The 24446-nt window shown below is 65.5% G+C and carries 24 protein-coding genes and 1 pseudogene; 8 read left to right on the top strand and 17 right to left on the bottom strand.

Translation table 11 applies throughout. The features are described from left to right. Positions 1-190: 190 nt before the first annotated feature. Positions 191-2863: a TonB-dependent receptor gene (locus tag ABDW49_RS13300; protein ID WP_343612506.1), complete on the top strand. Its 2673-nt coding sequence runs from the start codon at positions 191-193 to the stop codon at positions 2861-2863. 66 nt (positions 2864-2929) lie between these two features. After that, positions 2930-4873: an excinuclease ABC subunit UvrC gene (gene uvrC / locus ABDW49_RS13295; protein ID WP_343612505.1), complete on the top strand. Its 1944-nt coding sequence runs from the start codon at positions 2930-2932 to the stop codon at positions 4871-4873. Between the two features lie 261 nt (positions 4874-5134). Here the strand turns inward: uvrC and ABDW49_RS13290 are convergent, their stop codons facing one another. Next, a complete protein-coding gene (locus ABDW49_RS13290) occupies positions 5135-6259 on the bottom strand; it encodes a GNAT family N-acetyltransferase (protein ID WP_343612504.1) in 1125 nt (374 codons plus the stop codon). A 92-nt stretch (positions 6260-6351) separates the two neighbouring features. Then, complete coding sequence (locus ABDW49_RS13285; RefSeq protein WP_343612502.1) at positions 6352-8466, bottom strand: sodium-translocating pyrophosphatase; 2115 nt, start codon at positions 8464-8466, stop codon at positions 6352-6354. Here ABDW49_RS13285 and ABDW49_RS13280 point away from each other — a divergent pair. Then, positions 8354-8668 carry a hypothetical protein gene (locus ABDW49_RS13280; protein ID WP_343614400.1) on the top strand — a complete coding sequence of 105 codons (315 nt, stop codon included), beginning with the start codon at positions 8354-8356 and terminating at the stop codon, positions 8666-8668. The genes ABDW49_RS13285 and ABDW49_RS13280 overlap by 113 nt on opposite strands. Positions 8669-8734: 66 nt before the next feature. Here ABDW49_RS13280 and thiL read toward each other — a convergent pair whose 3' ends face one another. The 7 genes and pseudogenes from thiL to ABDW49_RS13245 all read right to left on the bottom strand — a co-directional run. Next, on the bottom strand, positions 8735-9619 hold the full coding sequence (gene thiL, locus ABDW49_RS13275) for a thiamine-phosphate kinase (protein ID WP_343612500.1): 885 nt from the start codon (positions 9617-9619) through the stop codon (positions 8735-8737). Between the two features lie 6 nt (positions 9620-9625). Further along, a complete protein-coding gene (gene nusB / locus ABDW49_RS13270; protein ID WP_206239345.1) occupies positions 9626-10084 on the bottom strand; it encodes a transcription antitermination factor NusB in 459 nt (152 codons plus the stop codon). 7 nt (positions 10085-10091) lie between these two features. Beyond that, the gene (gene hisD / locus ABDW49_RS13265; RefSeq protein WP_343612497.1) at positions 10092-11387 is read right to left on the bottom strand and encodes a histidinol dehydrogenase; all 1296 of its coding nucleotides are present in this window, start codon (positions 11385-11387) and stop codon (positions 10092-10094) included. Continuing rightward, a complete protein-coding gene (gene hisG / locus ABDW49_RS13260) occupies positions 11384-12046 on the bottom strand; it encodes an ATP phosphoribosyltransferase (protein ID WP_343612496.1) in 663 nt (220 codons plus the stop codon). The genes hisD and hisG overlap by 4 nt, the downstream gene beginning before the upstream one ends. Positions 12047-12381: 335 nt before the next feature. Continuing rightward, on the bottom strand, positions 12382-13233 hold the full coding sequence (locus ABDW49_RS13255) for an alpha/beta fold hydrolase (protein ID WP_343612495.1): 852 nt from the start codon (positions 13231-13233) through the stop codon (positions 12382-12384). Further along, entirely contained in the window at positions 13230-13676 is a 447-nt protein-coding gene (locus ABDW49_RS13250; protein WP_343612493.1) for an NUDIX domain-containing protein, read from the bottom strand. Before ABDW49_RS13250 ends, ABDW49_RS13255 begins: the two co-directional genes overlap by 4 nt. A gap of 11 nt (positions 13677-13687) precedes the next feature. Further along, positions 13688-13978, bottom strand: a pseudogene (locus ABDW49_RS13245) (BolA family protein); the annotation flags it as partial. Positions 13979-14033: 55 nt separating this feature from the next. Here ABDW49_RS13245 and ABDW49_RS13240 point away from each other — a divergent pair. Then, entirely contained in the window at positions 14034-14636 is a 603-nt protein-coding gene (locus ABDW49_RS13240) for a J domain-containing protein (RefSeq protein WP_343612491.1), read from the top strand. On the opposite strand, the gene ABDW49_RS13235 is transcribed toward ABDW49_RS13240, so the two are convergent. Genes ABDW49_RS13235 through ABDW49_RS13220 form a run of 4 tightly spaced genes read right to left on the bottom strand, consistent with a single transcriptional unit; the run spans position 14629 to position 17006 of the window. After that, positions 14629-15072 (bottom strand): SRPBCC domain-containing protein, encoded by a 444-nt coding sequence (locus ABDW49_RS13235; RefSeq protein ID WP_343612490.1) that lies wholly within the window; start codon positions 15070-15072, stop codon positions 14629-14631. The two genes, ABDW49_RS13240 and ABDW49_RS13235, sit on opposite strands and share 8 nt — an antisense overlap. A 4-nt stretch (positions 15073-15076) precedes the next feature. Then, positions 15077-15568, bottom strand: a complete 492-nt coding sequence (locus ABDW49_RS13230; RefSeq protein WP_343612489.1) for a VOC family protein — start codon at positions 15566-15568, stop codon at positions 15077-15079. Further along, complete coding sequence (locus tag ABDW49_RS13225) at positions 15565-16194, bottom strand: glutathione S-transferase family protein (protein WP_343612488.1); 630 nt, start codon at positions 16192-16194, stop codon at positions 15565-15567. The genes ABDW49_RS13230 and ABDW49_RS13225 overlap by 4 nt, the downstream gene beginning before the upstream one ends. 5 nt (positions 16195-16199) lie before the next feature. After that, positions 16200-17006 (bottom strand): VOC family protein, encoded by an 807-nt coding sequence (locus tag ABDW49_RS13220; RefSeq protein ID WP_343612486.1) that lies wholly within the window; start codon positions 17004-17006, stop codon positions 16200-16202. Between the two features lie 171 nt (positions 17007-17177). On the opposite strand from ABDW49_RS13220, the gene ABDW49_RS13215 reads away from it, so the two are divergent. Further along, on the top strand, positions 17178-18170 hold the full coding sequence (locus ABDW49_RS13215) for an AAA family ATPase (RefSeq protein WP_343612485.1): 993 nt from the start codon (positions 17178-17180) through the stop codon (positions 18168-18170). Positions 18171-18431: 261 nt separating this feature from the next. Here ABDW49_RS13215 and truA read toward each other — a convergent pair whose 3' ends face one another. After that, positions 18432-19181 carry a tRNA pseudouridine(38-40) synthase TruA gene (truA, locus tag ABDW49_RS13210; RefSeq protein ID WP_343612484.1) on the bottom strand — a complete coding sequence of 250 codons (750 nt, stop codon included), beginning with the start codon at positions 19179-19181 and terminating at the stop codon, positions 18432-18434. After that, positions 19178-20113 carry a methionyl-tRNA formyltransferase gene (gene fmt, locus ABDW49_RS13205; RefSeq protein WP_343612483.1) on the bottom strand — a complete coding sequence of 312 codons (936 nt, stop codon included), beginning with the start codon at positions 20111-20113 and terminating at the stop codon, positions 19178-19180. The genes truA and fmt overlap by 4 nt, the downstream gene beginning before the upstream one ends. 53 nt (positions 20114-20166) lie before the next feature. On the opposite strand from fmt, the gene recR reads away from it, so the two are divergent. From recR to ABDW49_RS13190, 3 genes are all read left to right on the top strand, one after another. Next, a complete protein-coding gene (gene recR / locus ABDW49_RS13200; RefSeq protein WP_343612482.1) occupies positions 20167-20763 on the top strand; it encodes a recombination mediator RecR in 597 nt (198 codons plus the stop codon). An 83-nt stretch (positions 20764-20846) separates the two neighbouring features. Continuing rightward, positions 20847-21416: a peptide deformylase gene (locus tag ABDW49_RS13195; RefSeq protein ID WP_343612481.1), complete on the top strand. Its 570-nt coding sequence runs from the start codon at positions 20847-20849 to the stop codon at positions 21414-21416. A 51-nt stretch (positions 21417-21467) separates the two neighbouring features. Further along, a complete protein-coding gene (locus tag ABDW49_RS13190; protein ID WP_343612480.1) occupies positions 21468-22892 on the top strand; it encodes a DNA recombination protein RmuC in 1425 nt (474 codons plus the stop codon). 257 nt (positions 22893-23149) lie between these two features. On the opposite strand, the gene ABDW49_RS13185 is transcribed toward ABDW49_RS13190, so the two are convergent. Further along, entirely contained in the window at positions 23150-23953 is an 804-nt protein-coding gene (locus tag ABDW49_RS13185) for an RNA methyltransferase (RefSeq protein WP_343612479.1), read from the bottom strand. Between the two features lie 198 nt (positions 23954-24151). Beyond that, on the bottom strand, positions 24152-24430 hold the full coding sequence (locus ABDW49_RS13180; RefSeq protein WP_343612478.1) for an HPr family phosphocarrier protein: 279 nt from the start codon (positions 24428-24430) through the stop codon (positions 24152-24154). Positions 24431-24446: the final 16 nt, after the last annotated feature.

Below are 24446 nucleotides of genomic sequence, written 5' to 3'. Positions count from 1 at the left end.
GCTTCATCATCGGGTCACAGGCATCCGGTCAGTGTCGAATTTCCCTGATCTGCCGATACATATCGTATCCCCCTTGCGGAGTTTCAAGACCTTGTCGAGGCTGTCCTCTTCATCGATGGTGGCGCTTTGCGCTTTCCTCCCTGTTCTGATGGCAGGCACTGCTTACGCGCAGACGTCGGATACTGCGCCGGTGACCACCTCGGGCGGGCTGACCGATGATGCCACCAATGCGCCGGTGCCAACCGGCGTGGTCCATGCCAAGGACACCAAGGGCAAGGAAATCGTGGTCATCGGCCAGAAGATTCCGGGGCAGGTCGAGGCGGCCCAGCCCCCGCTGGCGGTGATGGATGAGGAAGATATCGCCGCTTACGGCGTGAACTCGATCAGCGATCTGCTCGACGCCATCTCGCCGCAGACGGGCACAGGGCGCGGGCGCGGGGCCTCGGGCCCGGTCATTCTGGTCAATGGCCAGCGCATCTCCTCCTTCCGCGAAATCCGCGACTATCCGCCCGAGGCGATCCGCCGTGTGGAGATCCTGCCCGAGGAAGTGGCGCTGCGCTTCGGCTATCCGCCCGATCAGCGCGTGGTCAATTTCATCCTGAAGGATCTGTTCAAGAGCAAGGTGCTGGAAGGCAAGTTCACCTCGCCCACGCGCGGCGGCACCAGCACCACGGCGGGGCAGGCCAATTACCTGAAGATCGACCATGGCAAGCGCTTCAACATCTCGCTCAAGGCCGATTACACCAGCCCGCTGACCGAGGCCGAGCGCGGGGTGACCCAGAATGCCGGCACCACGCCCACCGTTGCCGCCGATCCGCAGCCGGGCGATTATCGCACGCTGGTCGATAGCACCAAGGATTACACGCTCAACGCCACCTATACGATGCCGCTCTCGAAGAAGGTGATGTCGGGCACTTTGGCGATCAACGGCACCGCCGCGCGCACCGACACCACCGGCCTCAATGGCCTGAACACGGTGACGCTGACCGGGCCGAACAACGCCTCGGCGGTGCGGACCTTCCCCGGCGCGCTGACCCAGTTCAGCCGCACCGACACCTTCAGCACTGGCGTCACGCTCAACAAGCCGGTCGGCCTGTGGAACCTGTCGGCCACTTTCGACGGCAGCCATGCCGAGGCGACGACGCGCAACGACAACCGCTATTCGACCTCCAGCACGGCCTATACCGACATGCTGGCGCAAGCTTCGGCGGGCACGCTGTCGCTGACCGGCGCGCTGCCCTCGCTGCCCGATCCGGGGCAGACGGTGTCGAAGAGCATCACCAACTCCTTCACCAGCCTGCTGACCTTTGGTGGCCGCGTGATCCGCCTGCCGGGCGGCCATATGGGGCTGACCACCAAGGCGGGCTTCGCCTACACCGGGCTCGACAGTCACAGCACCTTGGGCACGGGCAGCAATCTCAAGCGCGGCGATCTGTCGGCGGGTTTCAATCTGGCGATCCCGGTCACCAGCCGCCGCGAGAACTTCGGCGCGGCGCTGGGCGACATCACGCTCAACATCTCGGGCGGGCTCGACAATCTGTCGGACTTCGGCGTCATCACCAACTGGAGCGGCGGCGCGACCTGGGGCATCACCCCCAAGCTGAGCTTGCAGGCCAGCTACATCTTCAACCAGGAAGCTCCCAGCCTCTCCAATCTGGGCGGCGCGCAGACCATCAGCTACAACCAGTCGGTCTATGATTTCGTGAAGGGCCAGTCGGTGCTGGCCACCGTCATCACCGGCGGCAACCGCGGTCTGGTGCGCGAGAGCCGCAACGACATCAAGCTGGGGATCAACTGGACCCTGCCGGTGGTCAAGAACTCGAACCTGATCGTCGAATATTTCGACAACCGCTCGCGCAATGTGTCCTCCAGCTTCCCGGCGCTGACGGCGGCGGTGCTGGGCGCCTATCCGGGCCGCGTCACCCGCGACAGCCTGACGGGCGACATCACCCAGATCGACGAGACCCCCGTCACCATCGCCAGCCAGCACGAAAAGCGCCTGCGCTGGGGCTTCAACCTGTTCGGCAATGTGGGCAAGCCGCTGCCGCCGGTGCGCCGTCGCGGCATGTTCGGCGATGGTCCTCCGCCGGGCGGTCCGCCTCCGGGCGAGGGTGGCCCGCCGCCGGGTGAAGGCGGCGGATCGGGTCGCGGTGGCGGCGAAGGTGGCGGCTCCGGCGGCGGTTCGGGTGGCGGCGGTGCCGGAGCATCGGGTTCGACGGCAGGTGGCGGTTCTGGCGCGGCGCTGAGTGGCGGCGGTTCAGGCGGCGGCGGTGGTGGTGGTGGCCGGGGCGGCGGTGGCGGCTTTGGCGGCGGCCCCGGCGGTGGTTTCGGTGGTCCCCCTCCGGGTGGCGGCGGCGGTCGCGATCGCGCCCGCTATCCGGGGCGCTGGAACGTCTCGATCTATCACACGGTCAATTTCCTCGACCGCGTGCAGCTCACCCAAGGCAGCCAGCCGCTCGACCTGCTGAGCGGCGACACGATCAGCTCGGGCGGCGGCGTGGCGCGGCATTCCATCGCGCTGGATGCGGGCGGTTCCTACAAGGGCATCGGCGTGAGGCTGAGCGGTAGTTGGTCCTCCACCACCCATGTGAAGGACAGCGGCGCGCCCGGCTCGACCGCTTTGCGCTTTGGCTCGGTGGTTTCGCTGAATGCGCGGGCCTTCGTGGATCTGGGGCAGCAGGCCAGCCTGGTGAAGAAGTCGGACTTCTTCAAGAACGCCCGCCTGTCCTTCGGGGTGAACAATCTGCTGGATAATTACAGCAAGGTCACCGACAGCAACGGCGTGACGCCCACGGCCTATCAATGGGCCTATCTCTCGCCCAACCGGCGCACGCTGTCGCTGGAACTGCGGAAAATGTTCTGAGTTTGATCTGTGGGGAGGGGCCTTGGGCCTCTCCCCATTTGGCATGCGATACCCTATCTGGGGGCGATGCCCACCGACTCATCCGGCCCCAACATTCCAGCCAGCCCCAACCGCTTCCACGAGGATGCCGCCACGCGCCTGATCCGGGGCGGCAGCGAGCATCCCGATCTCGACGCGGGCGTCGCCGCCATCCGCGAGGTGCTGGCCACGCTGCCCGCGCGCCCCGGCGTCTATCGCATGACCGATGTGCGCGGCGATGTGCTGTATGTCGGCAAGGCGCGGGCGCTGCGCAACCGCGTGGCCAATTACACGCAGGTCGATCGCCTGCCTCTGCGGCTGCAGCGCATGGTCTCGCAATGCCGGGGCATGACGATCATCACCACCAATTCGGAGGCCGAGGCGCTGCTGCTGGAGGCGCAGCTGATCAAGCGCTTCCGGCCGCCCTACAATGTGCTGCTGCGCGACGATAAGAGCTTTCCGTTCATTCTGCTGCGCACCGATCACGATTTTCCGCGCATCTCCAAGCATCGCGGCGCGCGCAAGGCGGTGGGCAATTACTATGGCCCCTTCGCCAGCGCCGGATCGGTGAACACCACGATCAACGCGCTGCAAAAGCTGTTCCTGCTGCGCAGTTGCACCGACAGCTTTATGAGCCGTCGTGATCGGCCCTGCCTGCTCTACCAGATCAAGCGTTGCAGCGCGCCCTGCGTGGATCGCATCGACAAGGACGGCTATGCCGACCTCGTGCGGCAGGCGCGTGATTTCCTCGGTGGCAAATCCAATGCGGTGCAGCGCGAGATCGAGGCCCAGATGGCGCAGGCCGCCGAAGATCTTGACTTTGAACGCGCCGCCATGCTGCGCGACCGCCTGCGTGCCGCGACCTTCATTCAGGGCTCGCAGGCCATCCATGCCGAGGGCCTGCCCAACGCCGACATCTTCGCCATGGCGGTGAAGAGCGGCCAGATCGCCATTCAGGCCTTCTTTATCCGTGGCGGCCAGAACTGGGGTCACCGCGCCTTCTTCCCCACCCACACCGAGGGTCTGGAAGAGGCCGAGGTGATGCAAAGCTTCCTCGCGCAATTCTACGAGGAGGTGCCGCCTCCGCGCGTCATTCTGCTGGACCGCGAATTACCGGAAAGCGACCTGCTGGCCGAGGCGCTGAAAGAGGGCGCGGGCGGCAAGGTGGACATCGCCATGCCCCAGCGCGGCGACCGCAAGCGATTGGTGGATCAAGCCACGCGCAACGCCGTCGAAGCGCTCGACCGCCGCGCCGCCGAAACCGGCACCAAGGCCAAAATCTGGCGCGAGATGACCGAATTCCTCGACCTGCCCGAGATCCCCCAGCGCGTCGAAGTCTACGACAACAGCCACATCCAGGGCGCCCATGCCCTCGGCGCGATGATTGTCGCAGGGCCGGAAGGCTTCATCAAGGGCCAGTACCGCAAGTGGAACATCAAGCAGGCCGAGACCAACGACGATTTCGGCATGATGCGCGAAGTCCTCGCCCGCCGCTTCGGCCGCGTGATGGAGGAAGACCCCGAGCGCGACAAGGGCCTGTGGCCCGACCTGATCCTGATCGACGGCGGCAAAGGCCAACTCAGCGCCGTGATGGAGGTGGTGAACGAACTGGGCGTGGAAGATGTGGCCATCATCGGCATCGCCAAGGGCCCCCACCACGGCCGCGACGGGCGCGAGGTCTTCCACTTCCCCGATGGTCGCGAGAAGATGCTGCCGGTCAACTCCCCCGTGCTGTTCCACCTGCAACGCCTGCGCGACGAGGTTCACCGCTTCGTGATCGGCGCCCACCGTGACAAGCGTTCGCGCGCGATCACGGCGTCTCCGCTGGACGAGATCCCCGGCATCGGGCCTGCGCGGAAACGCGCGCTGTTGCTGCATTTCGGTACGGCGAGCCGGGTGCGGGCGGCGGCGCTGGACGATCTGGTGCGGGCGCCGGGGGTTTCGGAAACCGTGGCGCGGGCGGTGTATGATTTCTATCATCCGGGGGGATGAAGAACGTTCAAGGAAAGAGAAGATGCGAGGGCCATCGCCCTCGCGCTCCCTTTACTGTCGACCTTGCGCCAAGGGTTCGGCGTTGCGCCCAGATTGCGGCGCCGCAGGCAGAAAATGCCAGCATGGCGCGCAGTTCAGAGAGCTAATGCCTGCGGCGCTTTAGGTGGTGCAGGTGGAGAGTTGGTGCGCCCGGATCGGGTGCCACTGCCCGAGCGTCGGAAGACGTTATGGGAGCGCGAGGGGGTAACCCCCTCGCATCTTCTACTTCCACTCTTCCTGCCGCTCTCTTTTTACAATTTCCCTGAACAGCATCCGCCGCAATGCCCCGCCAATCGCGATGGAAACCCTCCCCACCGCGCGGCGCTCTCTCCAGATATGGTCGATCATCGGGTGATCGGCGGCGGCGCAACTGTCGCAGGCTGAGATGGCGGCATCGTCAAGCAACGCCAGATTTTCCCGCTGCAGCAGCACCCCCGGCGAAAAGCGGGAGAGGCTCTCATCGAAAGCGGTCTTGTAGCTGAACCCCATGGGCGGCGTCAGCAGATTGGCGAGCATGGCGATGGGCCGCCCATCCAGCGTCAGTGCGATGCGTTCCAGATGCCCCGCCTGTGCCGCGCCATTCATCGCCTCCCGGAACAGGGCGGCGGTGTCGGGGCGGCAGGCGAGGGCGGAACCGGCCTTGCCTTTCCATCCGGCGGCTTCGAGGGTCAGGAACTGCTCGATCCATGCGGCCAGATCGGTGGCGTCACGGTGGCGCTCGACCGCCAGGGCGCCGGTTTCCGACAGGCGCGCATGCTGGCGGCGCAGTTCCTTGCGTTTCTTGCCGGACATGGAGGCCTCCAGATAGGCCTCGGGCGAGAGCGGGGAGGACAGCATCGCGCGCTCTTCGCGCCAGACCAGAGCATGCGGGCGGCTTGCCAGCACAATCCGCAGGGCGTCGGCCAGCGCCCCGCTCAGCGGCAGGTCGGTGAGATGGAGGAACAGGCCCAGTCCGGCATGCTTGTCCGCATGGGCCAGCAGGGCTTGCCAGAAAGTCTCTTCCGCGCCGCGCGCCACCAGGGGGGCGCCGAGGAAGCTGTTGGGGTGAGTCCAGCCCGCCAGATGAGGAATGGGCCGCCCGTAATAAGATCGCGCGGCCTGCACCGGCAGCAGCCCGATCAGGGCGCCATCGCTCTCAACACACCACAGTTGCACTCGCGCCGGCTGCAATGCTCGCAACGAAGCCAGCAGATACCAGCTTTCGAGGAAGGGATTGGGCTCGCTGGCCCGCATTGCCAGCGCATCCCAGCGCGCGATGGCCTGGGAGCTTTCCATATCCCGCCAGTCGATGGCACGCAGCACGGCGCGATGCGCGTGATCCGATGCGAGGTGGGGCGGGGCAAGCACGAAACAATCTTCTCCATCGGCGCGACCTGTACCGATGGAGAAGCTCTAGCAGGTGATCCGCGAAAGAATAACTAACGCGAACAAGGTGTTTTTCATCCTGCGCCAGCCTGCCCGGCCAATGCGGCCAGCAGCAGCAGGGCGACAATGTTGGTGATCTTGATCATGGGGTTCACGGCGGGCCCGGCGGTGTCCTTATAGGGGTCGCCCACCGTGTCGCCGGTCACCGCGGCCTTATGGGCCTCGGAGCCCTTGCCGCCGTGGTGGCCGTCCTCGATGTATTTCTTGGCATTGTCCCAGGCGCCGCCGCCGCTGGTCATGGACAGCGCCACGAAGAGTCCGCCCACGATCACGCCGAGCAGCAAGGCGCCCAGCGCGGCAAAGCCGTTCTCGCGCCCGGCCACGGCGGTGATCACGCCATAGACGACGACTGGCGCCAGCACCGGCAGCAGCGATGGCAGCACCATCTCCTTGATCGCGGCCCGCGTCACCAGATCGACGGTGCGCGCGTAATTGGGCCGCGATGTGCCCGCCATGATGCCGGGATCGCTGGCGAACTGGTTGCGCACATCGAGCACCACATCGCCCGCCGCGCGGCCCACCGCCGTCATCCCCATGGCGCCGAAGAGATAGGGCAGCAGCCCGCCCAGCAGCAGCCCGACGATGACGTAGGGGTTCTCCAGACTGAAATCGACATGCAGTCCGGGGAAGAACTCGCGCAGATCGGTGGTGTAGGCGGCAAACAGCACCAGCGCCGCCAACCCCGCCGAGCCGATGGCATAGCCCTTGGTCACCGCCTTGGTTGTGTTGCCCACAGCGTCCAGAGCATCGGTCTTTTCGCGGACGCTGTCATCCAGCCCGGCCATTTCGGCGATGCCGCCCGCATTGTCGGTGACAGGGCCGTAAGCATCGAGTGCCACCACCATGCCCGCCAGCGCCAGCATCGATGTCGCGGCATAGGCGATGCCGATCAGCCCGGCGAGCTGATAGGCGATGATGATCCCCGCCACGATCACCAGCGTGGGGAGAGCCGTCGCCTCAAGGCTGATCGCCAGGCCCTGAATGACATTGGTGCCATGCCCGGTTTCGGATGCCTTGGCGATGGAGCGCACCGGGCGATACCCCGTGCCGGTGTAATATTCGGTGATCCAGATGATCAGCCCAGTGATCGCCAGCCCCAGCAGCGCGCAATGGAACAGCGATTGCCCGGTCAGCGTGCTGTTGCCCAGTGGCGTGCTCATCTCGCCCGCCACATCGCCGATCACCGAGGCGATCGCCAGCCAGATCGCGGGGATGGAGAGCACGGCGGTAACGCCAAAGCCCTTGTACATCGCCCCCATGATGTTGCCCGATCCGCCCAGCCGCACAAAGTATGTGCCGATGATCGAGGTGAGAATGCACACGCCGCCGATCAGCAGCGGCAGGCTCATCAGTGGGAACACCAGAGCGGGCTGGCCCCGGAAATGCAGCGCCGTCAGCACCATGGTCGCGCCGATGGTCACCACATAGGTCTCGAACAGGTCGGCGGCCATGCCGGCGCAGTCGCCCACATTGTCGCCCACATTGTCGGCGATGACGGCGGGGTTGCGCGGGTCGTCCTCGGGGATGCCCGCCTCGACCTTGCCGACGAGATCGGCGCCGACGTCAGCCGCCTTGGTGAAGATGCCCCCGCCCAGACGCGCAAAGATTGACACCAGCGAAGCGCCCAGGGCCAGCGCCGTCAGCGCGGTGATCACGGTGCGGTCGCCCGGCGCATGTCCGGCAGGCCCGGTGAGATACCAGAAGAAAATCGCAATCGCGAGCAAGGCCAGCCCCGCCACCAGCATGCCGGTGATGGCCCCCGCGCGGAAGGCCAAGGTCAGCCCGCTTTGCAGGCCATGCTGGGCCGCCGCCGCTGTGCGCAGGTTGGAGCGCACCGACACATGCATGCCGATAAAGCCCGCCGCGCCCGACAGCACGGCCCCAAGCACGAAGCCCACGCCGCAGATCGGCCCCAGCGCCACGGTGACAATGATGGCGACGATCACGCCGACCACGGCGATGGTGGAATATTGCCGCTTGAGATAGGCCTGCGCGCCCTCCTGAATCGCGGCCGCGATGTCGCGCATTTTCTCGCTGCCGGTGGGCGCGGACAAGACCTGCCGCGCGGTGACAATGCCATATAAAATAGCCAGGGCCCCAAAGGCGATGGCGGTGGCGATCGGACTCATCAAGCCGCTCCCCTCTCTTCCATGGCGCAAAATTGCGCCTGCCCGCCCGGTTTGTGCCCTCTTTCTATCCTATGGGGCGAAGACGGTGCAGTGCGATCATAGTGGAGAGGGTGATTTCGGCAAAGAAAACTTTGACCAATATGGGGAATTTCGGAAAAGTAGCGATCAGCTCTTTTGTTGCGATGCGGTAAGAAAAGGCTGATCGGTTTGAGTTGTCTTTTCGATCAGATGCTTGGCTTTGTGGCATCGCAACTTGGCAGGGTGTCGATTAACCCTCGTGCTGCCAGCCCAGATGGCTGGCATCGGCCAGCAATCGCCCATCGAGCATGAGCGGAGCGTCCTTTCGCGCCAAGACCTTACCGATGCGATGTGCGGTCACGGGCGGCTGAACGCTGTCGGGCAGGATAAAGAGCAACTGATAGTCGTCGCCCCAGCGCAGGGCCTCATCGCGGCGACCTTCGGGCGTGGCAATGGGCACGGCGGCGCTGTCGATGGCGAGCGTGACGCCGCTGGCGATGCCCATGCGATAGGCATCGAGCAGCAGGCCATCGGACAGATCCATCATCGCGGTGACCAGCGGGGCGAGCGCCTGACCCTGCGCCAACAAGGCATCGGGGCGGCGATAGGCAAGGCTGGCGGCAGGATCGCTGTCACCGGCCTGCAAAGCCTCCAGACCCAGCATCGCCGCACCGACGGCTCCGGTGATCCAGATGCCGTCGCCCACTTGAGCCCCGGCGCGCGAGGGCACCGGGCGATGGGTGGCGCGGCCGATCGCCGTCAGCCCCAGCGTGCGGGGGCCATCCGCCGTGATCGTGTCGCCGCCCAGCAGGGGCACATCGTAATGGCGCAAGGCCTCGCCCAGACCGTCAAGGAAGCGCTCGTCATCGCGGCCCAGCGTATAGCCGATCAACACGCCCAAAGGATCGGCGCCCTTGGCGGCCAGATCGGACAGGTTGGTGGCCACCAGACGCCAGGCCACATCGGCCATGTCCTGATCGGGCAGGTAATGCACGCCCTGCGCCAGCGAATCATGGGTGAGGATCAGCGTCTCGCTGCCCACCTCCAGCACCGCGCAATCGTCATTGAGCCCGCGCGCGGCAGGGTGACTGGCCAGATCCCGCAGGCGGGCGATGAATTCAAGCTCGCCCGCCATGGGAGATCAGCGGACCGATTTGCCCACCGCGTCCAGCACGCCGTTCACGAATTTGGCGTCGCGCTCTTCGAAGAAGGCATGGGCGACGTCGACATATTCGTTGATGACCGTGCCGATGGCGATGTCATCGCGCGCGATCAGCTCATAGACGCCCGCGCGCAGCAACTGGAGCATGGTTTTGTCGAGGCGCTCCAGCTTCCAGCCCTCGGCCAGCTTGGCGGAGAGGGCCGCGTCGATCTCGCCGATGCGCGCCACGGTGCCCTTGACCACATCGTCGAAATGGATGCGGTCGGCGTCGAGGAACTGCACGTCCTCGATCTCGGCGCCCAGACGGTGGCGGTGGAATTCGTCCAGCAGCGTGGCCATCGGCGTGGCCTCCATCTCATGCTGGTACAGCGCCTGAACGGCCGCCAGACGGGCGGCGGCACGGGCGCGATTGCGGGGCGTTTGGTGTTCTCTGCTCATAATGTCCTCACTTCCCCAGCCGGATGGAGACCGAACGGCCATGGGCGGGCAGGCCCTCGGCGTCGGCCAGAGCCACGGCGGCGGGGCCAATCTTGTGCAGGGCCGCTTCGTCGAGCTGGATAAAGCTGGTGCGCTTCATGAAATCCAGCACGGAGAGGCCCGAGGCGAAACGTGCGCGCCGCCCGGTGGGCAGCACATGGTTGGGGCCGGCGACGTAATCGCCCACGGCCTCGGGCGTGTGACGGCCCAGAAACACCGAACCGGCATGGCGGATCTTGGCGAACAGGGCCTGCGGATCGTCGGTGGCGATCTCCACATGCTCGGCGGCCAGCGCGTTGGCCAGCGCCGGGGCTTCGGCCAGAAGATCGCGCACGGTGATGATCAGGCCATGCGTTTCCCAGCTTGCGCGGGCGGCTTCCTGCGTGGCCAGCAGCTTCAGTTCGCTTTCCACGGCCTGCGCCACGGCTTCGGCAAACTCCGCATCGTCGGTGATCAGGATCGACTGGGCGGCGGGATCATGCTCGGCCTGGCTCAGCAGATCGACGGCGATCCAGTGAGGATCGTTCTTGGCATCGGCAATCACGAGGATTTCCGAAGGCCCGGCGACCATATCGATGCCCACTACGCCGTAAAGCTGACGCTTGGCCTCGGCCACCCAGGCGTTGCCGGGGCCGGTGATGACGTCCACCGGCTTGATGCGCTCCGTGCCATAGGCCAGCGCGGCAATCGCCTGAGCCCCGCCCACGCGCCAGATCTCGTCCACACCGGCGATATGCGCGGCGGCCATCACCAACGGGTTGATCTCCCCGCCCGGCGTCGGCGTGGTGACGGCAAGGCGCTCCACGCCCGCCACCTTGGCCGGAATGGCATTCATCAGCAGCGAGGAGGGATAGGCCGCGCGGCCACCCGGCACATAGAGCCCCGCCGCATCCACCGCGCGCCACACCGCGCCAAGGCGGACGCCCTGCGCATCGGTGTAGTCGCGGTTCTCGGGAAGCTGGGCGGCGTGATAGGCGCGGATACGCTCGGCGGCGGTGTCCAGAGCCTCGCGCAGTTCCGGGGCCAGCGCTTCGTAAGCGGTGCGGCAGGCATCGGCATCGATGCGCCAGTCGGCTTCGGTGACCAGTGGGTGGCGGTCGAACTTGCCGGTCAGCTCGGCCAGCACATCGTCGCCGCGCGCGCGCACATCGGCCAGAATCTGCGTGACCAGCGCGCTGACATCGCCATCGCTCTCACGCCGGTTGGCGACCTGAGCGGCAAAGGCCTCGGCGAAACCGGCCTCCTGCGTGTCGAGCCGGATCATGCCGCCGCCTTCGCCGCCAAGGCGCGGAAGCGGTCCACCAGCGCGCCGACACGCGGATCGGTCTTCAGCGCCGCGCGGTTGACGATCAGACGCGCCGAAATCGTCATGATCTGGCTGGTTTCCACCAGACCATTGTCCTTGAGCGTCTTGCCCGTCGAAACCAGATCGACGATCCGGCTCGCCAGACCCAGACCGGGCGCCAGTTCCATCGCGCCGTTCAGCTTGACGACCTCGGCCTGAATGCCGAGGCGCTCGAAGTGCTGGCGCGTGAGGTTGGGATACTTGCTGGCGACGCGCAGATGGCTGGCGGTGGCATCATCCGGATTGCGCTCGACCGGCTCGGCGACCGAGAGGCGGCAATGCCCGATGTCCAGATCGACCGGCGCGTAAAGATCGGCATAGGCGAACTCATCCACCACATCGCTGCCCACGATCCCGGCCTGCGCGGCGCCATGGGCCACGAAGGTCGCCACGTCGAAAGCGCGCACGCGGATCAGGCGCATGTCGCTGTCCTCACAGGCAAACGACAGCGCGCGGCACTTGGGATTATGGAACTCGGCCTCGGGCACGACACCGGCGCGCGCCATCAGAGGCAAGGCCTCCTCCAGAATGCGGCCCTTGGGAATGGCGAAGGTGAGCGGTTTGGCGGATGTGGACATAGCGCGCGCCTTAAGCCGTGGGCGTGAAAAGGGCAACTGCCCGCGATGCGATGATGGTGATCGGGTTTGGGGCAGGGAGGTTTGCAGGAAGAGAAATGCGAGGGGGTTACCCCCTCGCGCTCCCATAACGTCTTCCGGCGAGATGGCGGGGGCGCCGCATCGTAGCGCCCAATCTCTCCACCAGCGCCATGGTGGGGCGCCGCAGGCATCAATTCCTGCCTGCGGCGCGGCAAACTGGGCGCAAGGCCGAACCCTTGGCGCAACGTAGACATTAAAAGGAGCGCGAGGGCGATGGCCCTCGCATTTATTCTTCCTTCAAAAACCCTTCCAGAACTTCACAAACCTGCCCCGCCCCGGCCCAGGGTGAAAAATGGCCCACCCCCGGCAGACGGGCGATCCGCAAATCGGGGCAGATATCCTCCAGCCCATCCAGACAGGCGGGCAGCAGATCGCGGTCTTCCATGCCCCAGATCACCTGAACCGGCATGGGCAGAGCGGCGGGAAGGGGGGGCAAGCGCAGGCTGATCCTCCAAAGGCACCACGATCGGGCTGGCGCGATACCAGTTCACCATGGCGCGGGCGGCATCGCCATCCTGCCAGCGGGTGAGCAGATGCGCGCGTTCCTCCGGCTCCATGGCGGCAAGGGCGCCCTTGCCGAACAGGTGCAGCAGGGTGGGGGTAAGGCCTCGGCTCGCCAGATCCTCGTCGATGGCGGGATCGCGCAGGGCGGTGATATAGGCGGATGCCTGGCGCTGTTCGGCATTGGCGCAGAGCAGGCGCTGGAACAGAGCCGGATGCGGCGCATTGGCGATGGCAAGGCGGGCAATGCGCTCCGGCGCGGTGTGCGCCGCCAGCCATGCGACCACGCCGCCCCAGTCATGGCCGATCAGCGTGAAGCGCTCCATGCTCAGGGCATCGGCCAGAGCCAGCACATCCTCGGCCAGCTTTTCGGGGGCGTAATCGGCAACCCCGGCAGGTTTGGAGGAGGCACCATAGCCGCGCTGATCCGGGGCGATGCAGCGATAATGCGGCGCGAAATCGGCAATCTGGTGCCGCCATGCCCGCCAGCTTTCGGGAAAGCCGTGGAGGAAGATCAGCGCGGGGGCATTGGCAGGCCCCGTCTCGCACACATCCAGCGTCACGCCGGAGCGCAGCACCACCGGGCGGGGATCGGGCAGGGCGATCACGCCGGAATCAGCCCGACTTCGACCAGCAATTCGGACAGGTTTTCGGGATAGATCACCTCTGGCCAGCCGGGGATTTCCTCGGGGGTGAACCAGCGGTGCTCGAGCATCACGGCCTGTTCGCTGGCGGTCAGCGCATGGGGGTTGATCGCGGGATCAGCGACGCGCACGATGTAATAACGCTCATCGCCGGTCACGGGCTCGCCATCGAAGGTCAGGAAATCGCAGCCGCCGCGCGCCACTTCCGGGCCGGGATCGGTGTCGATGCCGGTTTCTTCCAGAAGCTCGCGGCGGGCGGCGGCGTCGAAGCTTTCGCCCTCATCGCATTCGCCGCCGGGCGTGGCCCACAGGGGCGGCCGGTCCGAAGGCGTGAAGCGGAACAGCAGCACGCGGCCCGCGCCATCCACCAGCAGGATGCGCGCGGCGCGGCGAATGCGGCGGGGCACGGGTTTACTCCCCCCGGAGCGGTGGCACGGATCGCCAGAGCATGCACGCGCTGGCCCGGAATATCGCCCAGCGCGCGGTTGACCATGCGCTGGCGCATCACGCGGTTCACCCCGGCAAAGGATGCGCTCTCGATCTCGACGGTGAAATGCGATTCGCCCGTGCCGTCGTCGCCCATATGGCCGGCGTGAGAAGCCGAATCATTGATGACCTCCAGCCGGGTGGGGGCGAAGGCTTCGGTCAGCAACTGGTGGATTTCTGCGGCGAGGGGGCCGGTGGGGGCGATGGATTGGGTCTGGGTCATGTTATGCTCCTTACACCCTTTTCATCCCGTTCGTCCTGCATCTATGGGGAGCTTGATGAAACATGACCGCTTCCATGGGCGGGTCAAGGGGCATGCCCGCCCCTGCGACTGGCCTGACTGCCCCAATCAGGGCGAATTTCGTGCGCCCGGCTTGCGCCCCTCGGGCTTTGACGGGCCGGGCGACTACCGCTGGTTCTGCCTGGACCATATCCGCGCCTTCAACGCGGGCTACGATTATTTCGAGGGCATGAGCGCCGAGGAAATCTGGCAGGCGCAATCCCCGATCCACGGCTGGGCCAGCGAGCAGCGCGCCTTCCGCCCCACCGCGGGCGTGGACGATGCCCCGCGCTGGGCCGATTACGCCGATCCGCTGGAGGCCATTGCAGCCCGCGCCCGAGGCTTTTCCAAGGCGCGTCACGCTCAGGCCAATCCGGCGCAGCGTGCCGATGGCCGTCCTGTCACGCCCGAGGAACGCCGCGCGCTGGAGCTTTTGGAACTGGGCATCGATGCCGACCGGCGGCAGTTGCGCTCACGCTATTCCGATCTGGTCCACCGCTATCACCCGGATCGCAACGGTGGCGACCGCAGCCACGAAGCCAAGCTGCAGCAGGTGGTGGAGGCCTACCAACTGCTGCGCAAGGCAGCGGCCTTTAGCTAGCGGTTTCGCACAAGGCAGCCAACTGGTCCGCGCAGGCGACCCAGCCCTGGATAAAGCCCATCTCCTGATGCTGGCGCATGGCTTCCTCGGTCCAGTGGCGGGCGCTGGCGGTGTAGCGTGTGCCGCTGCCTTCGGGCTCGATGGACCAGATGCCGATCATGAAGGGCCCGCTGGGCTCCAGATCGCCGGTGATCGCGTCAGTGACGGCAAAGCGCTTGCCCTCCTCATAGGCGAGGTAGATGCCGCGATGCTGCATCACCTCGCCATCGGGGCCGTGCATGACCATGTCGCAGACTCCGCCGGGGCGCTTGTCCTGAGCGGTGATGATGGCGCGCCAGGGTTTGGGGCACCACCATTCCTCCTGCCGGTTGACCATCACATCCCACACCACCTCGGGCGAGGCGGCGATCAGCCGGTTGATCGACAATTCATGCATTGATTCAGTCTCCGCGCCGCGCGGCTTCGATCGCGGCGATATCGATCTTCACCATAGTCTGCATGGCGGCAAAGACGCGAGCCCTGACAGCAGGATCGGGATCGGCCATCCCCTCGCTCAGCACGCGAGGGACGATCTGCCAGCGCAGACCCCAGCGATCCTTGCACCAACTGCAGGCGATGCCCGCGCCGCCATCGGCGGTCAGGGCCTCCCAGTAACGGTCGGTCTCTTCCTGGGTTTCGGTGGAAATCTGGAAGGAGAAAGCCTCGCTGTGCCGGGCCTGCCCGCCACCGTTGAGGCCGGTGCATTTCACGCCCATCAGCGTGAACTCGACCATCAGCACATCGTCTTTCTTGCCGCCGGGATAATCGGATGGCGAGCGATGAACGGCATCAAGTGAGCTGTCCGGGAACAGATCGGTGTAGAAGCGGGCGGCAGGCTCGGCGCCGCCGTGGAGGGCGGTGTCGAACCACAGGCAGGCGGTAATCTTGCTCATGCCGCGTCCTTCGGAGGCATCATGGCGTTGTCGATGGCCTTGGCCTCCTTGTAGACGGGGCGCTCCATCAGGCGGGCGGCATAGGCGGCGAAGCTGTCGTTTTGGGGCAGCGTCTTGAACATCAGGCCCCACAGCACCTGACTGCCGACATAGACATCCGCCATGGTAAAGCGCGATCCGCAGACGAAATCATGGCTGGCGAAATGGCCCGCCAACGCCTCGACCATCAGATCGAAATTGCCGAAACCGCAGGAGCGAACCTGCTTCTCGTCGGGCTCGAAACCGAAGGCGCGGGCGGTGATCGCCTGCTCCACCGGGCCCGCCGCGAAGAACAGCCAGCGGTAGTAATTGGCGCGTTCCTCGGCCGTGGGGGCCAGCCCAGCTGCGGGATGAGCCTCGGCCAGATAGGCGCAGATCGCCGCGCATTCGGTGATGACGGCATCGCCCGCGCCATGATGGATCAGCGTGGGCAGCTTGCCCATCGGATTGGCGGCCAGAAAGGCCTCGGGCTTGGGCTCGGTGTAGCTGACGATGACCTGATCGTAGGTCGCGCCGGCCTCATGCAGCGCCCAGCGCGCGATCTGGCCGCGCGACATGGGGTTGGTGAAGAAGGTGTAATCGGCCATGGCTCTTAATCCTCCACCACATCCGCGCCGCCGACCAGCGCGAAAGGCGCGCCCTGAGGATCGACGCCGACCAGAATCCAGTCGCCGCCCGGTACCTCCATCGGCCCATGCACCACCTGACCGCCATGCGCCTCGACAGCGGCCTTGGCCGCCGGAATGCTGACGACACGGAAATAGTGGTTCCAGTGCGGCGGCGGCGATTGCGGCGGGCTGGTCATGATCGCGCCGAGCATCACCTCGCCCTTGCCGATGAACTGATAGGTGCCAAAATCGCCCATATCCATCGAGCCGGGCAGCGACCAGCCGAACAGCTCGGTGTAGAAGCCCACCGCGCCCGCCTGATCGGAGGTGTGCAGCTCGTTCCAGCCGCAGCGCCCGGTCTGCGTGGGCGAGAAGGCGGTGCTCTTCGCGCCATCGGGGCGCGGCGTGGGCGCCATGATGTAGAAAGGCGCCCCCCACGGGTCCATGACCATGGCCATGGTGCCCACATCCAGCGTGGTGGCGGGCATCAGCACACGCCCGCCGCGCTTCTCGATGGCCGCCAGCGTGGCGGCGCAATCCTCGACGCTGACATAGCCCAGCCACATGCTGCGCGCGCCCTGCGCCTTCATCTCGGCGGTGATGGTCAGCATGCCGCCCACCATCGGACCATCCTCGGCGGTGATCATCGCATAGGCGGTGTCGGGCTCGCTCATGGGCATGGCGTCGAGGGTGATCGACCAGCCGACCACCGCCTCGTAGAAGGTCTTGGCGGCATGGGGATCGTCGGCCAGCAGTTCGTACCAGATCCAGTTGCCCTGAACGTCATTCATGATCTCTCTCCCCCGAGTGTACGCTTTATGATGAGTCGTAATAGGAGCGATGGTGACACTCTGGCCGCCGATGGCAACCATCATCACAACCATCGGACAGGACCAAAGTTGCCTGCATGGTGCTTCAAACATGTTGCAGCCGCGAGGATCGGCGGTTAACCCGAAAACACGATGACGCAGATTCTGAACCTTCAGCCCGACAGTGCCTCCTCCACGGTCATGGCCGCACCCGATAAAACCGTCGATGTGCGCGAGACCTTTGGCATCGATATCGACATGCAGGTGCCCGCCTTCTCGGTGGCGGACGAGCGCGTGCCGGACCGCGACGACTCCTATGTCTTCGATCCCGACACCACGCTGGCGATCCTTGCAGGCTTTGCCTTCAACCGCCGCGTGATGGTGCAGGGCTACCACGGCACCGGCAAGTCCAGCCATGTTGAGCAGGTGGCGGCGCGCCTCAACTGGCCCTGCATCCGCATCAACCTCGATGCTCACATCAGCCGTATCGACCTGATCGGGCGCGATGCCATCGTGCTGAAGGACGGCATGCAGGTCACCGAATTCCGCGAAGGCCTGTTGCCCTGGGCACTGCAGACCCCCACCGCGCTGGTGTTCGACGAATATGATGCCGGTCGTCCGGACGTGATGTTCGTGATCCAGCGCGTGCTGGAGACCGAGGGCAAGCTGACGCTGCTCGACCAGAACCGCGTGATCCGCCCCTCCAAGTGGTTCCGCCTGTTCGCCACGGCCAACACCGTGGGTCTGGGCGACACCAGCGGGCTCTATCATGGTACGCAGGCGATCAACCAGGGCCAGATGGACCGCTGGAACATCGTCGTCGGCCTGAACTATCTGCCCGCGCAGATCGAGAGCGAGATCGTCCTGAAGAAGGTCGATGGCGTGGCCGACAAGACCGTGGCCGATATGGTCAAGGTGGCCGAGCTGACCCGCCGCGGTTTCATCAATGGCGATATCTCGACGGTGATGAGCCCGCGTACCGTCATCACCTGGGCGCAGAACACGGCGATCTTCAAGGATATCGGTTTTGCGTTCCGTTTGTCGTTCCTCAACAAGTGCGACGAGACCGAGCGGGTTCTGGTGGCTGAATATTACCAGCGCGTGTTCGGCAAGGATCTGCCTGAGAGCGTGGTCGGTAAGGCCTAAGAGAATAAGGGGAAGGTGCGAGGGTGTTACACCCTCGCGCTCCCATGAATGTCTACGGAGCGCATCGGGTTCGGCCTTAGATTAATGTCGCAGCGCCGCAGGCTTTCAATTCCAAGATCAGTGTAGGGCGCCGGGGCTTTCTGCCTGCGGCGCCTTTTCGTTGTGCAGGTGGAGAGGCGGGGCGCTTCGTTTCGGTGCCGCTGCCTTATCGTCGGAAGACGTCATGGGAGCGCGAGGGGGTAACCCCCTCGCATCTTCCCTTCATCCTTCTTCGGGATAAAAGGCCCGATCGAAATACAGCCCATCCGAAGGCGCATTCAGCCCCAGCGCCTTGCGATCCCGCGCTTCCAGAGCCTCGGCCATCTGCGAGACCTTCCAGCGGCCCAGCCCGACCAGCGACAGGCAGCCGACCATCGAGCGCACCTGATGGTGCAGGTAGGACCGCGCGGCGGTGTCGATGATGACCCAGTCGCCCTCGCGGCGGACATTGAGGCTGTCCAGCGTTTTGAGCGGGCTCTGGGCCTGGCAGTGGACGGAGCGGAAGGTGGTGAAATCATGCCTGCCGACCAGGGCCTGCGCGGCTTCATGCATGGCTTGAGCATCCAGCGGCTTCTGCACCTGCCATGCGCGGTTGGCGTCCAGCGTCAGCGGCGCGCGGCGGTTGGCGATGCGGTAGATGTAGCTGCGGCCGATGCAGGAGAAGCGGGCGTGCCAGTCGTCAGGGACGATGCGGCAGTCCAGAACCGCGATGGGATCGGGGCGCAGATGGAAGTTGAGGGCCTCCATCAGGCGGAAGGGGGCGATGTCCTTTGCGATATCGGCATGGGCGCGCATCTGGAGGGCGTGGACGCCCGCATCGGTGCGCCCGGCGGCGAAGAGGATCGCGGGTTCGCCGGTGACGCGCTCGATGGCTTCCTCGACGGCCTGTTGTACCGAGGGGCCATGGGCTTGCCGTTGCAGGCCCATGAAGGGGGTGCCGTCGAATTCCAGCGTGAGGGCGAAGCGGGTCATGAAAGCTGCGTGCCCTCACGAATCGGGAAGCCGCGCAGCATGTCCCACATCGGCATCGCGGGTTTGCCAGCGCGTTGAACGACGGTGGGGCGGATTGCTCCTGTGCCGCAGCCAATCGCAAGCTGATCGCCGATCACGATGCCGGGTATGGTCGGGAAATCGGCGATTTTCCCCTCCGGATCATCCGTGAGAATGTTGGCGGCCAGAATTTTGATGCGCTCGCCTTGGAGTTCAAAGAAGGCGCCGGGGGCGGGATTGAAAGCCAAAATCTGGCGCAGAACCTGCTGAGCGCCAGCGGTGAAATCCAGCTTAGCCTCGGCCTTCTCGATCTTGCGGGCGTAGGTCAGGCCTTCTTCCGGCTGGGTGACAGGCGGGAAGGCAGTCAGGTCGGCAAGCACGCGCACGATCAGTTCCGCGCCCAGTGCAGCCAGTTCGACCGTCAGTTCTCCCGCCGTCTTGCCCGCGACGGGCGTGCGCACGCTGGCCCGCACCGGGCCGGTGTCCAGACCGGTTTCCATCTGCATGATGTCCACGCCGGTCTGCTCGTCTCCGGCCAGAATCGCGCGCTGGATCGGCGCGGCCCCACGCCAGCGCGGCAGGATCGAGCCATGCAGGTTGAGGCAGCCATGAGTTGGCGCCTCCAGCACGGCGCGGGGCAGCAGCAGGCCATAGGCGGCCACCACCGCCACATCGGCGTTCAAGGCGGCAAAGGCGGCCTTCTCGTCCTCGCCCTTCAGCGAGAGGGGATGGCGTACCTCGATACCCAGCTCCTCGGCGCGTTTGTGGACCGGGCCGGGGGTCAGTTCCCGGCCTCGGCGGCCGCCGGGGCGCGGGGGCTGCGAATAGGCGGCGACCACCTCATGGCCTGCATCGACCAGCGCCTGAAGGGCGGGAACGGCGAAATCGGGTGTCCCCATAAAGATGATGCGCATAGGTGGTCTCGAGCGTCTTTCGGTTTTGGTGCGGCTGCCCTATCTGGGGCGGCATGGCATCGCAAGAGATCGAGACATTGGCCGGCGCGCTTTCCCGCCTGCCCGGACTGGGCCCACGCAGCGCGCGGCGTGCCGTGCTGTGGCTGATCAAGCGGCGCGAAACCGCGCTGCCCGCGCTGATCGACGCGCTGGACGCGCTGAGCCAGCGGCTGACCGAATGCGAGGTCTGCGGCAATGTGGACACCGCCAGCCCCTGCGCGATCTGCGCCGATCCGCGCCGCGACGCGCGCCAGATCTGCGTGGTGGAGGAGGTGGCGGACCTCTGGGCGCTGGACCGGGCGCGGCTGTTCACCGGGCGCTATCATGTGCTGGGCGGGCGTTTGTCGGCGCTGGACGGGGTGGCGCCCGAGGATCTGGCGATTGCTCCCCTGCTGTCCCGCGTGGAGGGCGGCGGCGTGGATGAGGTGGTTTTGGCGATGAATGCCACGCTGGAGGGCCAGACCACCGCCCATTATATCGCTGAAAGGCTTGAGAACATGCCGGTGCGGGTCACCCAGCTGGCCCATGGCCTGCCGGTGGGCGGTGAACTCGATTATCTCGATGAAGGGACGCTGGCTCAGGCCTTGCGGGCAAGGCGCCCCGTTGCCTGATCGTTTCGGGCGCTTATCAAAATCGCTAAATTTGGCGGCTGGCGGCCTTGCGCGCGGGGGCAGGCGGGATTATCTGGCGCAGTATGGCTATCCGACCGATCCTTGAAGCGCCCGATGCGCAACTGAAGCAGATTTCCGCCCCCGTCACCGTGTTCGATGATGAGCTGAAAACGCTCGTCGATGACATGTTCGAGACGATGTATGATGCGCCGGGCATCGGCCTTGCCGCCATTCAGGTGGGCGTGCCGCTGCGCGTGGTGGTGGTCGACCTGCAGCCCGAAGACATGGATGCCGAGCCCGAGGTCTGCACTTCGCACGGCGGCCATGAGCATACCCATCGCCCGCTCAAGAAAGAGCCGCACATCTTCATCAATCCGGAGATTCTCAACCCTTCGGAGGAACTGTCGGTCTATCAGGAGGGCTGCCTCTCGGTGCCCGACATCTTCGCCGATGTGGAGCGCCCCGCCACCTGCCGCCTGCGCTGGCAGGATCTGGACGGCACGGTGCATGAGCAGGATCTGGAAGGCCTGATGGCCACCTGCATCCAGCATGAGATCGATCACCTTGAGGGCATCCTCTTTATCGATCACCTCTCGCGCCTGAAGCGCCAGATGGCGCTCAAGAAGCTGGAAAAGGCGCGCAAGGCGGCTTGATCCTTTTGCGATAGGGGCCTAGGTTCACGCTTCGTTCTGATGGAGTGAAGCGTGGAACCGGCTGTTGTCGCGATTGTTGCCCTTGTCGTGGGCCTTGGACTGGGCTGGTTTTTCGGCCAGCGCCCCTTGGCCGACTGGAAAGCGCGGCTTGCCGAGCGGGACAAGGTTGTGGCCGAGCGAGAGCAGGCCTTTGCCGTGCTCGATGGTAAATTTCGCAGCGCCATCACCGATCTTGCCGCCGCTAGTGAGCGCGCATCTCGCGCCGATGCGCTGGCGGGCCAGGTGGAGCAGGCCCGCGCGCTGCTGCTGGACGCGCAGGGCGAAGTGGCGACCTTGCGCGCCAATGCCACCCATTTCGAGGAACAGAAGCGCCTGCTACTCGAAGCGCAGGACGCGCTGCGCCAGCAGTTCGAGGCCTCTGGCGCCCGTGTGCTGGCTCAGGCGCAGGAAGCGTTTTTGAACCGCGCCGAGGCCCGCTTTACCGAAAGCGAAAAGACCAGCGCCGAGCGGATGAGTGCCGTTCTGGCGCCGGTTGGTGCCCGCCTGAAGGCCTATGAAGAGCAGGTGCAGGCGCTGGAAACCCGCCGCGTCGATGCCTTTGGCCAGCTGCTGGGCCAGATCGACCTGCTGCGTGCGGGCCAAGAAAAGGTGCGCGAGGAAGCCGCCCGTCTCGGCAACTCGCTGCGCAATGCGCCCAAGGCGCGGGGCCGCTGGGGCGAGCAGCAGCTCCGCAATGTGCTGGAGCAATGCGGCCTGTCCGAACACACCGATTTCGTTACCGAGCATTCGGTCAACACGGAAGAAGGCCGCCTGCGCCCCGACGCCATCGTCACCATCCCCGGCCAGAAGAAGCTGGTGATCGACGCCAAGGTCTCGCTCAACGCCTATCAGGAAGCCTTCGAGGCCAGCGATGACGCGCTGCGCGAGCTGGCGCTGAAGGGCCACGCCGCCTCGATGCGCAACCATATCCAGACACTGGCCAGCAAAAGCTACCAGAGCCAGTTCGAGGACGCGCCGGATTACGTCCTGATGTTTGTCCCCGGCGAGCATTTCATTGCCGCCGCACTGGAATACGACCCCGACATCTGGAACTTTGCCTTCGATCGCCGCGTGCTGCTGGCCAGCCCGACCAATCTGGTCGCGATCTGCCGCACCGTGGCACAGGTCTGGCGTCAGGATGGTCTGGCGAAGGAGGCCAAGGAGATCGGCCGCATGGGCGGCGAACTCTATGACCGTCTTGCTGTCGCGGCAGAGCATTTGAAGCGCATGGGCGGCGGCTTGACCAGCGCTGTGGAGAACTACAACAAATTCGTCGGTAGTTTCGAGCGGAACGTGCTCTCCGCCGGGCGCCGTCTGCGCGACAAGCATATCGAGATCGGCAAGCGCGAGGTCGAGGATGTGCCTCTGGTCGAAGCCGCGCCGCGTTATGGGGATGTGGCCGCGCTGCCTTTGCCGGGAGAAGAGGCAGGGGTTTAGGAAGAAAGAGAAATGCGAGGGTGTTACACCCTCGCGCTCCCATGAATGTCTGCGTTGCGCTTCGGGTTCTGCGTTGAGCTGAGTTTGCAGCGCCGCAGGCTTTAAAATTCTGGATCAGCGTAAGGCGCCGGGGCTTCTGCCTGCGGCGCCTTTTCGTTGCGCCGGTGGAGAGGCGGGGCGCTTCATTTCGGCGCCACTGCCCTGTCGCCGGAAGACGTCATGGGAGCGCGAGGGGGTAACCCCCTCGCATTTCCTTCTTACTTCCCTTCCAGCCCCGCCAAAACCTCATAGGCCAACACGGCCCCGGCCACCGCGGCGTTCAGACTGTCCGCGCGTCCCTTCATCGGCATCGTCACGCGCAGGTCGCAGGCCATTTCGTAATCCTCGGGCAGGCCGCGCGACTCATTGCCGACCATGATAAAACAAGGCCCGGCGTAAGGCGCCCCGCGATAGGGCACGGCCTCACGCAAAGAGGCCGCCACCAACTGGCCTTCGTCGCCGCGCAGCCAGGGCAGGAACTCTTCCCAGCGGGCCTGAACGATGCGCTGCGTGAACACCGCGCCCATGCTGGCGCGCACGGCTTCCACGCTGAACGGGTCCACGCAGTCGTCGATCAGGATCAGGCCCCCCGCGCCCACGGCATCGCCGGTGCGCAGCATCGTGCCCAGATTGCCGGGGTCGCGCATCGCATGCGCCACCAGCCAGAGCGGCGCGGCATTGCGGTCCAGCCCGGCGAGGCTGGTGTCGAATTCCGGGAAGACGCCGCAGACGGCCTGCGGGTTGTCCTTGCCGGTGATCTTGCTGAGGATGTCCTCGCTGGTTTCCACCACATCGCCGCCGGCTGCCAGCACATCGTTCTCAAGCTGCTCCAGCAGGGGGTGCGGGTCGCGACCCTCGGCCATGATCAGCATTTCGGGCAGGCGGCCCATCTCGCGGGCGTCGGTCAGCAGGCGCAGGCCCTCGGTCAGGAATTTGCCCTCGCGGCGGCGATGCTTCTTGTCGCGCAGGCTCTTGAGGAACTTGACCGTGGGGTTGGAGAAGCCGGTGATCGTGCGGCGCATGGGCGGGTGTCAGCCTGTGAGAAAAGGGAAACCCCGCCCATAGAGCATCGCGCGAAAAAGTGGGAACCGGTTTTTCGCAAAAGCGGTGCGATCATCGAAATGCGCATCGCGCGAAAAAGTGGGAACCGGCTTTTCGCAAAAGCAGTGCGACAGCAACACGCCGCCGATTTATGCCCTGTCAAACGTCAAACAGAGGCTTCAGTCTTCCCCGAAACCGTCTTTCACCAGACCCGCAAGGCGCGACAGGGCCACTTCGGCCTCTTCGCCCTTGACGATGATGTCCACGCTGTCGCCGCGCGCGGCGCCCAGCATCATCAGGCCCAGGATCGAGCCGCCACCGGCCTCCGCGCCCTCTTTCGACACCTTCACGTCCAGCCCCTCGGGGAGCATGGCGACCATATTGACGAATTTCGCGCTGGCCCGCGCATGCAGGCCCTTGGCGTTGACAATTTCGACGGTTTCCCGTGCTTCTCCCATGCGTTTCACCCTGCCG

This window comes from Novosphingobium sp. (assembly GCF_039595395.1).
Lineage (GTDB): Bacteria > Pseudomonadota > Alphaproteobacteria > Sphingomonadales > Sphingomonadaceae > Novosphingobium.
Note: the sequence above shows the minus strand (reverse complement) of the source record. Positions and strands in the feature narration are given on the sequence as shown.

Coding starts and splice junctions, on each gene's coding strand:
- truA (WP_343612484.1), bottom strand. CDS start 19,181: ATGACCCGCTTCGCCCTCACGCTGGAATTCGACGGCACCCCCTTCATG.
- ABDW49_RS13280 (WP_343614400.1), top strand. CDS start 8,354: ATGTCGCGCATTTTCTCGCTGCCGGTGGGCGCGGACAAGACCTGCCGC.
- ABDW49_RS13220 (WP_343612486.1), bottom strand. CDS start 17,006: ATGAATGACGTTCAGGGCAACTGGATCTGGTACGAACTGCTGGCCGAC.
- ABDW49_RS13180 (WP_343612478.1), bottom strand. CDS start 24,430: ATGGGAGAAGCACGGGAAACCGTCGAAATTGTCAACGCCAAGGGCCTG.
- uvrC (WP_343612505.1), top strand. CDS start 2,930: ATGCCCACCGACTCATCCGGCCCCAACATTCCAGCCAGCCCCAACCGC.
- ABDW49_RS13240 (WP_343612491.1), top strand. CDS start 14,034: ATGAAACATGACCGCTTCCATGGGCGGGTCAAGGGGCATGCCCGCCCC.
- hisD (WP_343612497.1), bottom strand. CDS start 11,387: ATGATCCGGCTCGACACGCAGGAGGCCGGTTTCGCCGAGGCCTTTGCC.
- ABDW49_RS13225 (WP_343612488.1), bottom strand. CDS start 16,194: ATGGCCGATTACACCTTCTTCACCAACCCCATGTCGCGCGGCCAGATC.
- ABDW49_RS13195 (WP_343612481.1), top strand. CDS start 20,847: ATGGCTATCCGACCGATCCTTGAAGCGCCCGATGCGCAACTGAAGCAG.
- nusB (WP_206239345.1), bottom strand. CDS start 10,084: ATGAGCAGAGAACACCAAACGCCCCGCAATCGCGCCCGTGCCGCCGCC.
- hisG (WP_343612496.1), bottom strand. CDS start 12,046: ATGTCCACATCCGCCAAACCGCTCACCTTCGCCATTCCCAAGGGCCGC.
- thiL (WP_343612500.1), bottom strand. CDS start 9,619: ATGGCGGGCGAGCTTGAATTCATCGCCCGCCTGCGGGATCTGGCCAGT.
- ABDW49_RS13230 (WP_343612489.1), bottom strand. CDS start 15,568: ATGAGCAAGATTACCGCCTGCCTGTGGTTCGACACCGCCCTCCACGGC.
- ABDW49_RS13215 (WP_343612485.1), top strand. CDS start 17,178: ATGACGCAGATTCTGAACCTTCAGCCCGACAGTGCCTCCTCCACGGTC.
- ABDW49_RS13285 (WP_343612502.1), bottom strand. CDS start 8,466: ATGAGTCCGATCGCCACCGCCATCGCCTTTGGGGCCCTGGCTATTTTA.
- recR (WP_343612482.1), top strand. CDS start 20,167: ATGGCATCGCAAGAGATCGAGACATTGGCCGGCGCGCTTTCCCGCCTG.
- fmt (WP_343612483.1), bottom strand. CDS start 20,113: ATGCGCATCATCTTTATGGGGACACCCGATTTCGCCGTTCCCGCCCTT.
- ABDW49_RS13235 (WP_343612490.1), bottom strand. CDS start 15,072: ATGCATGAATTGTCGATCAACCGGCTGATCGCCGCCTCGCCCGAGGTG.
- ABDW49_RS13185 (WP_343612479.1), bottom strand. CDS start 23,953: ATGCGCCGCACGATCACCGGCTTCTCCAACCCCACGGTCAAGTTCCTC.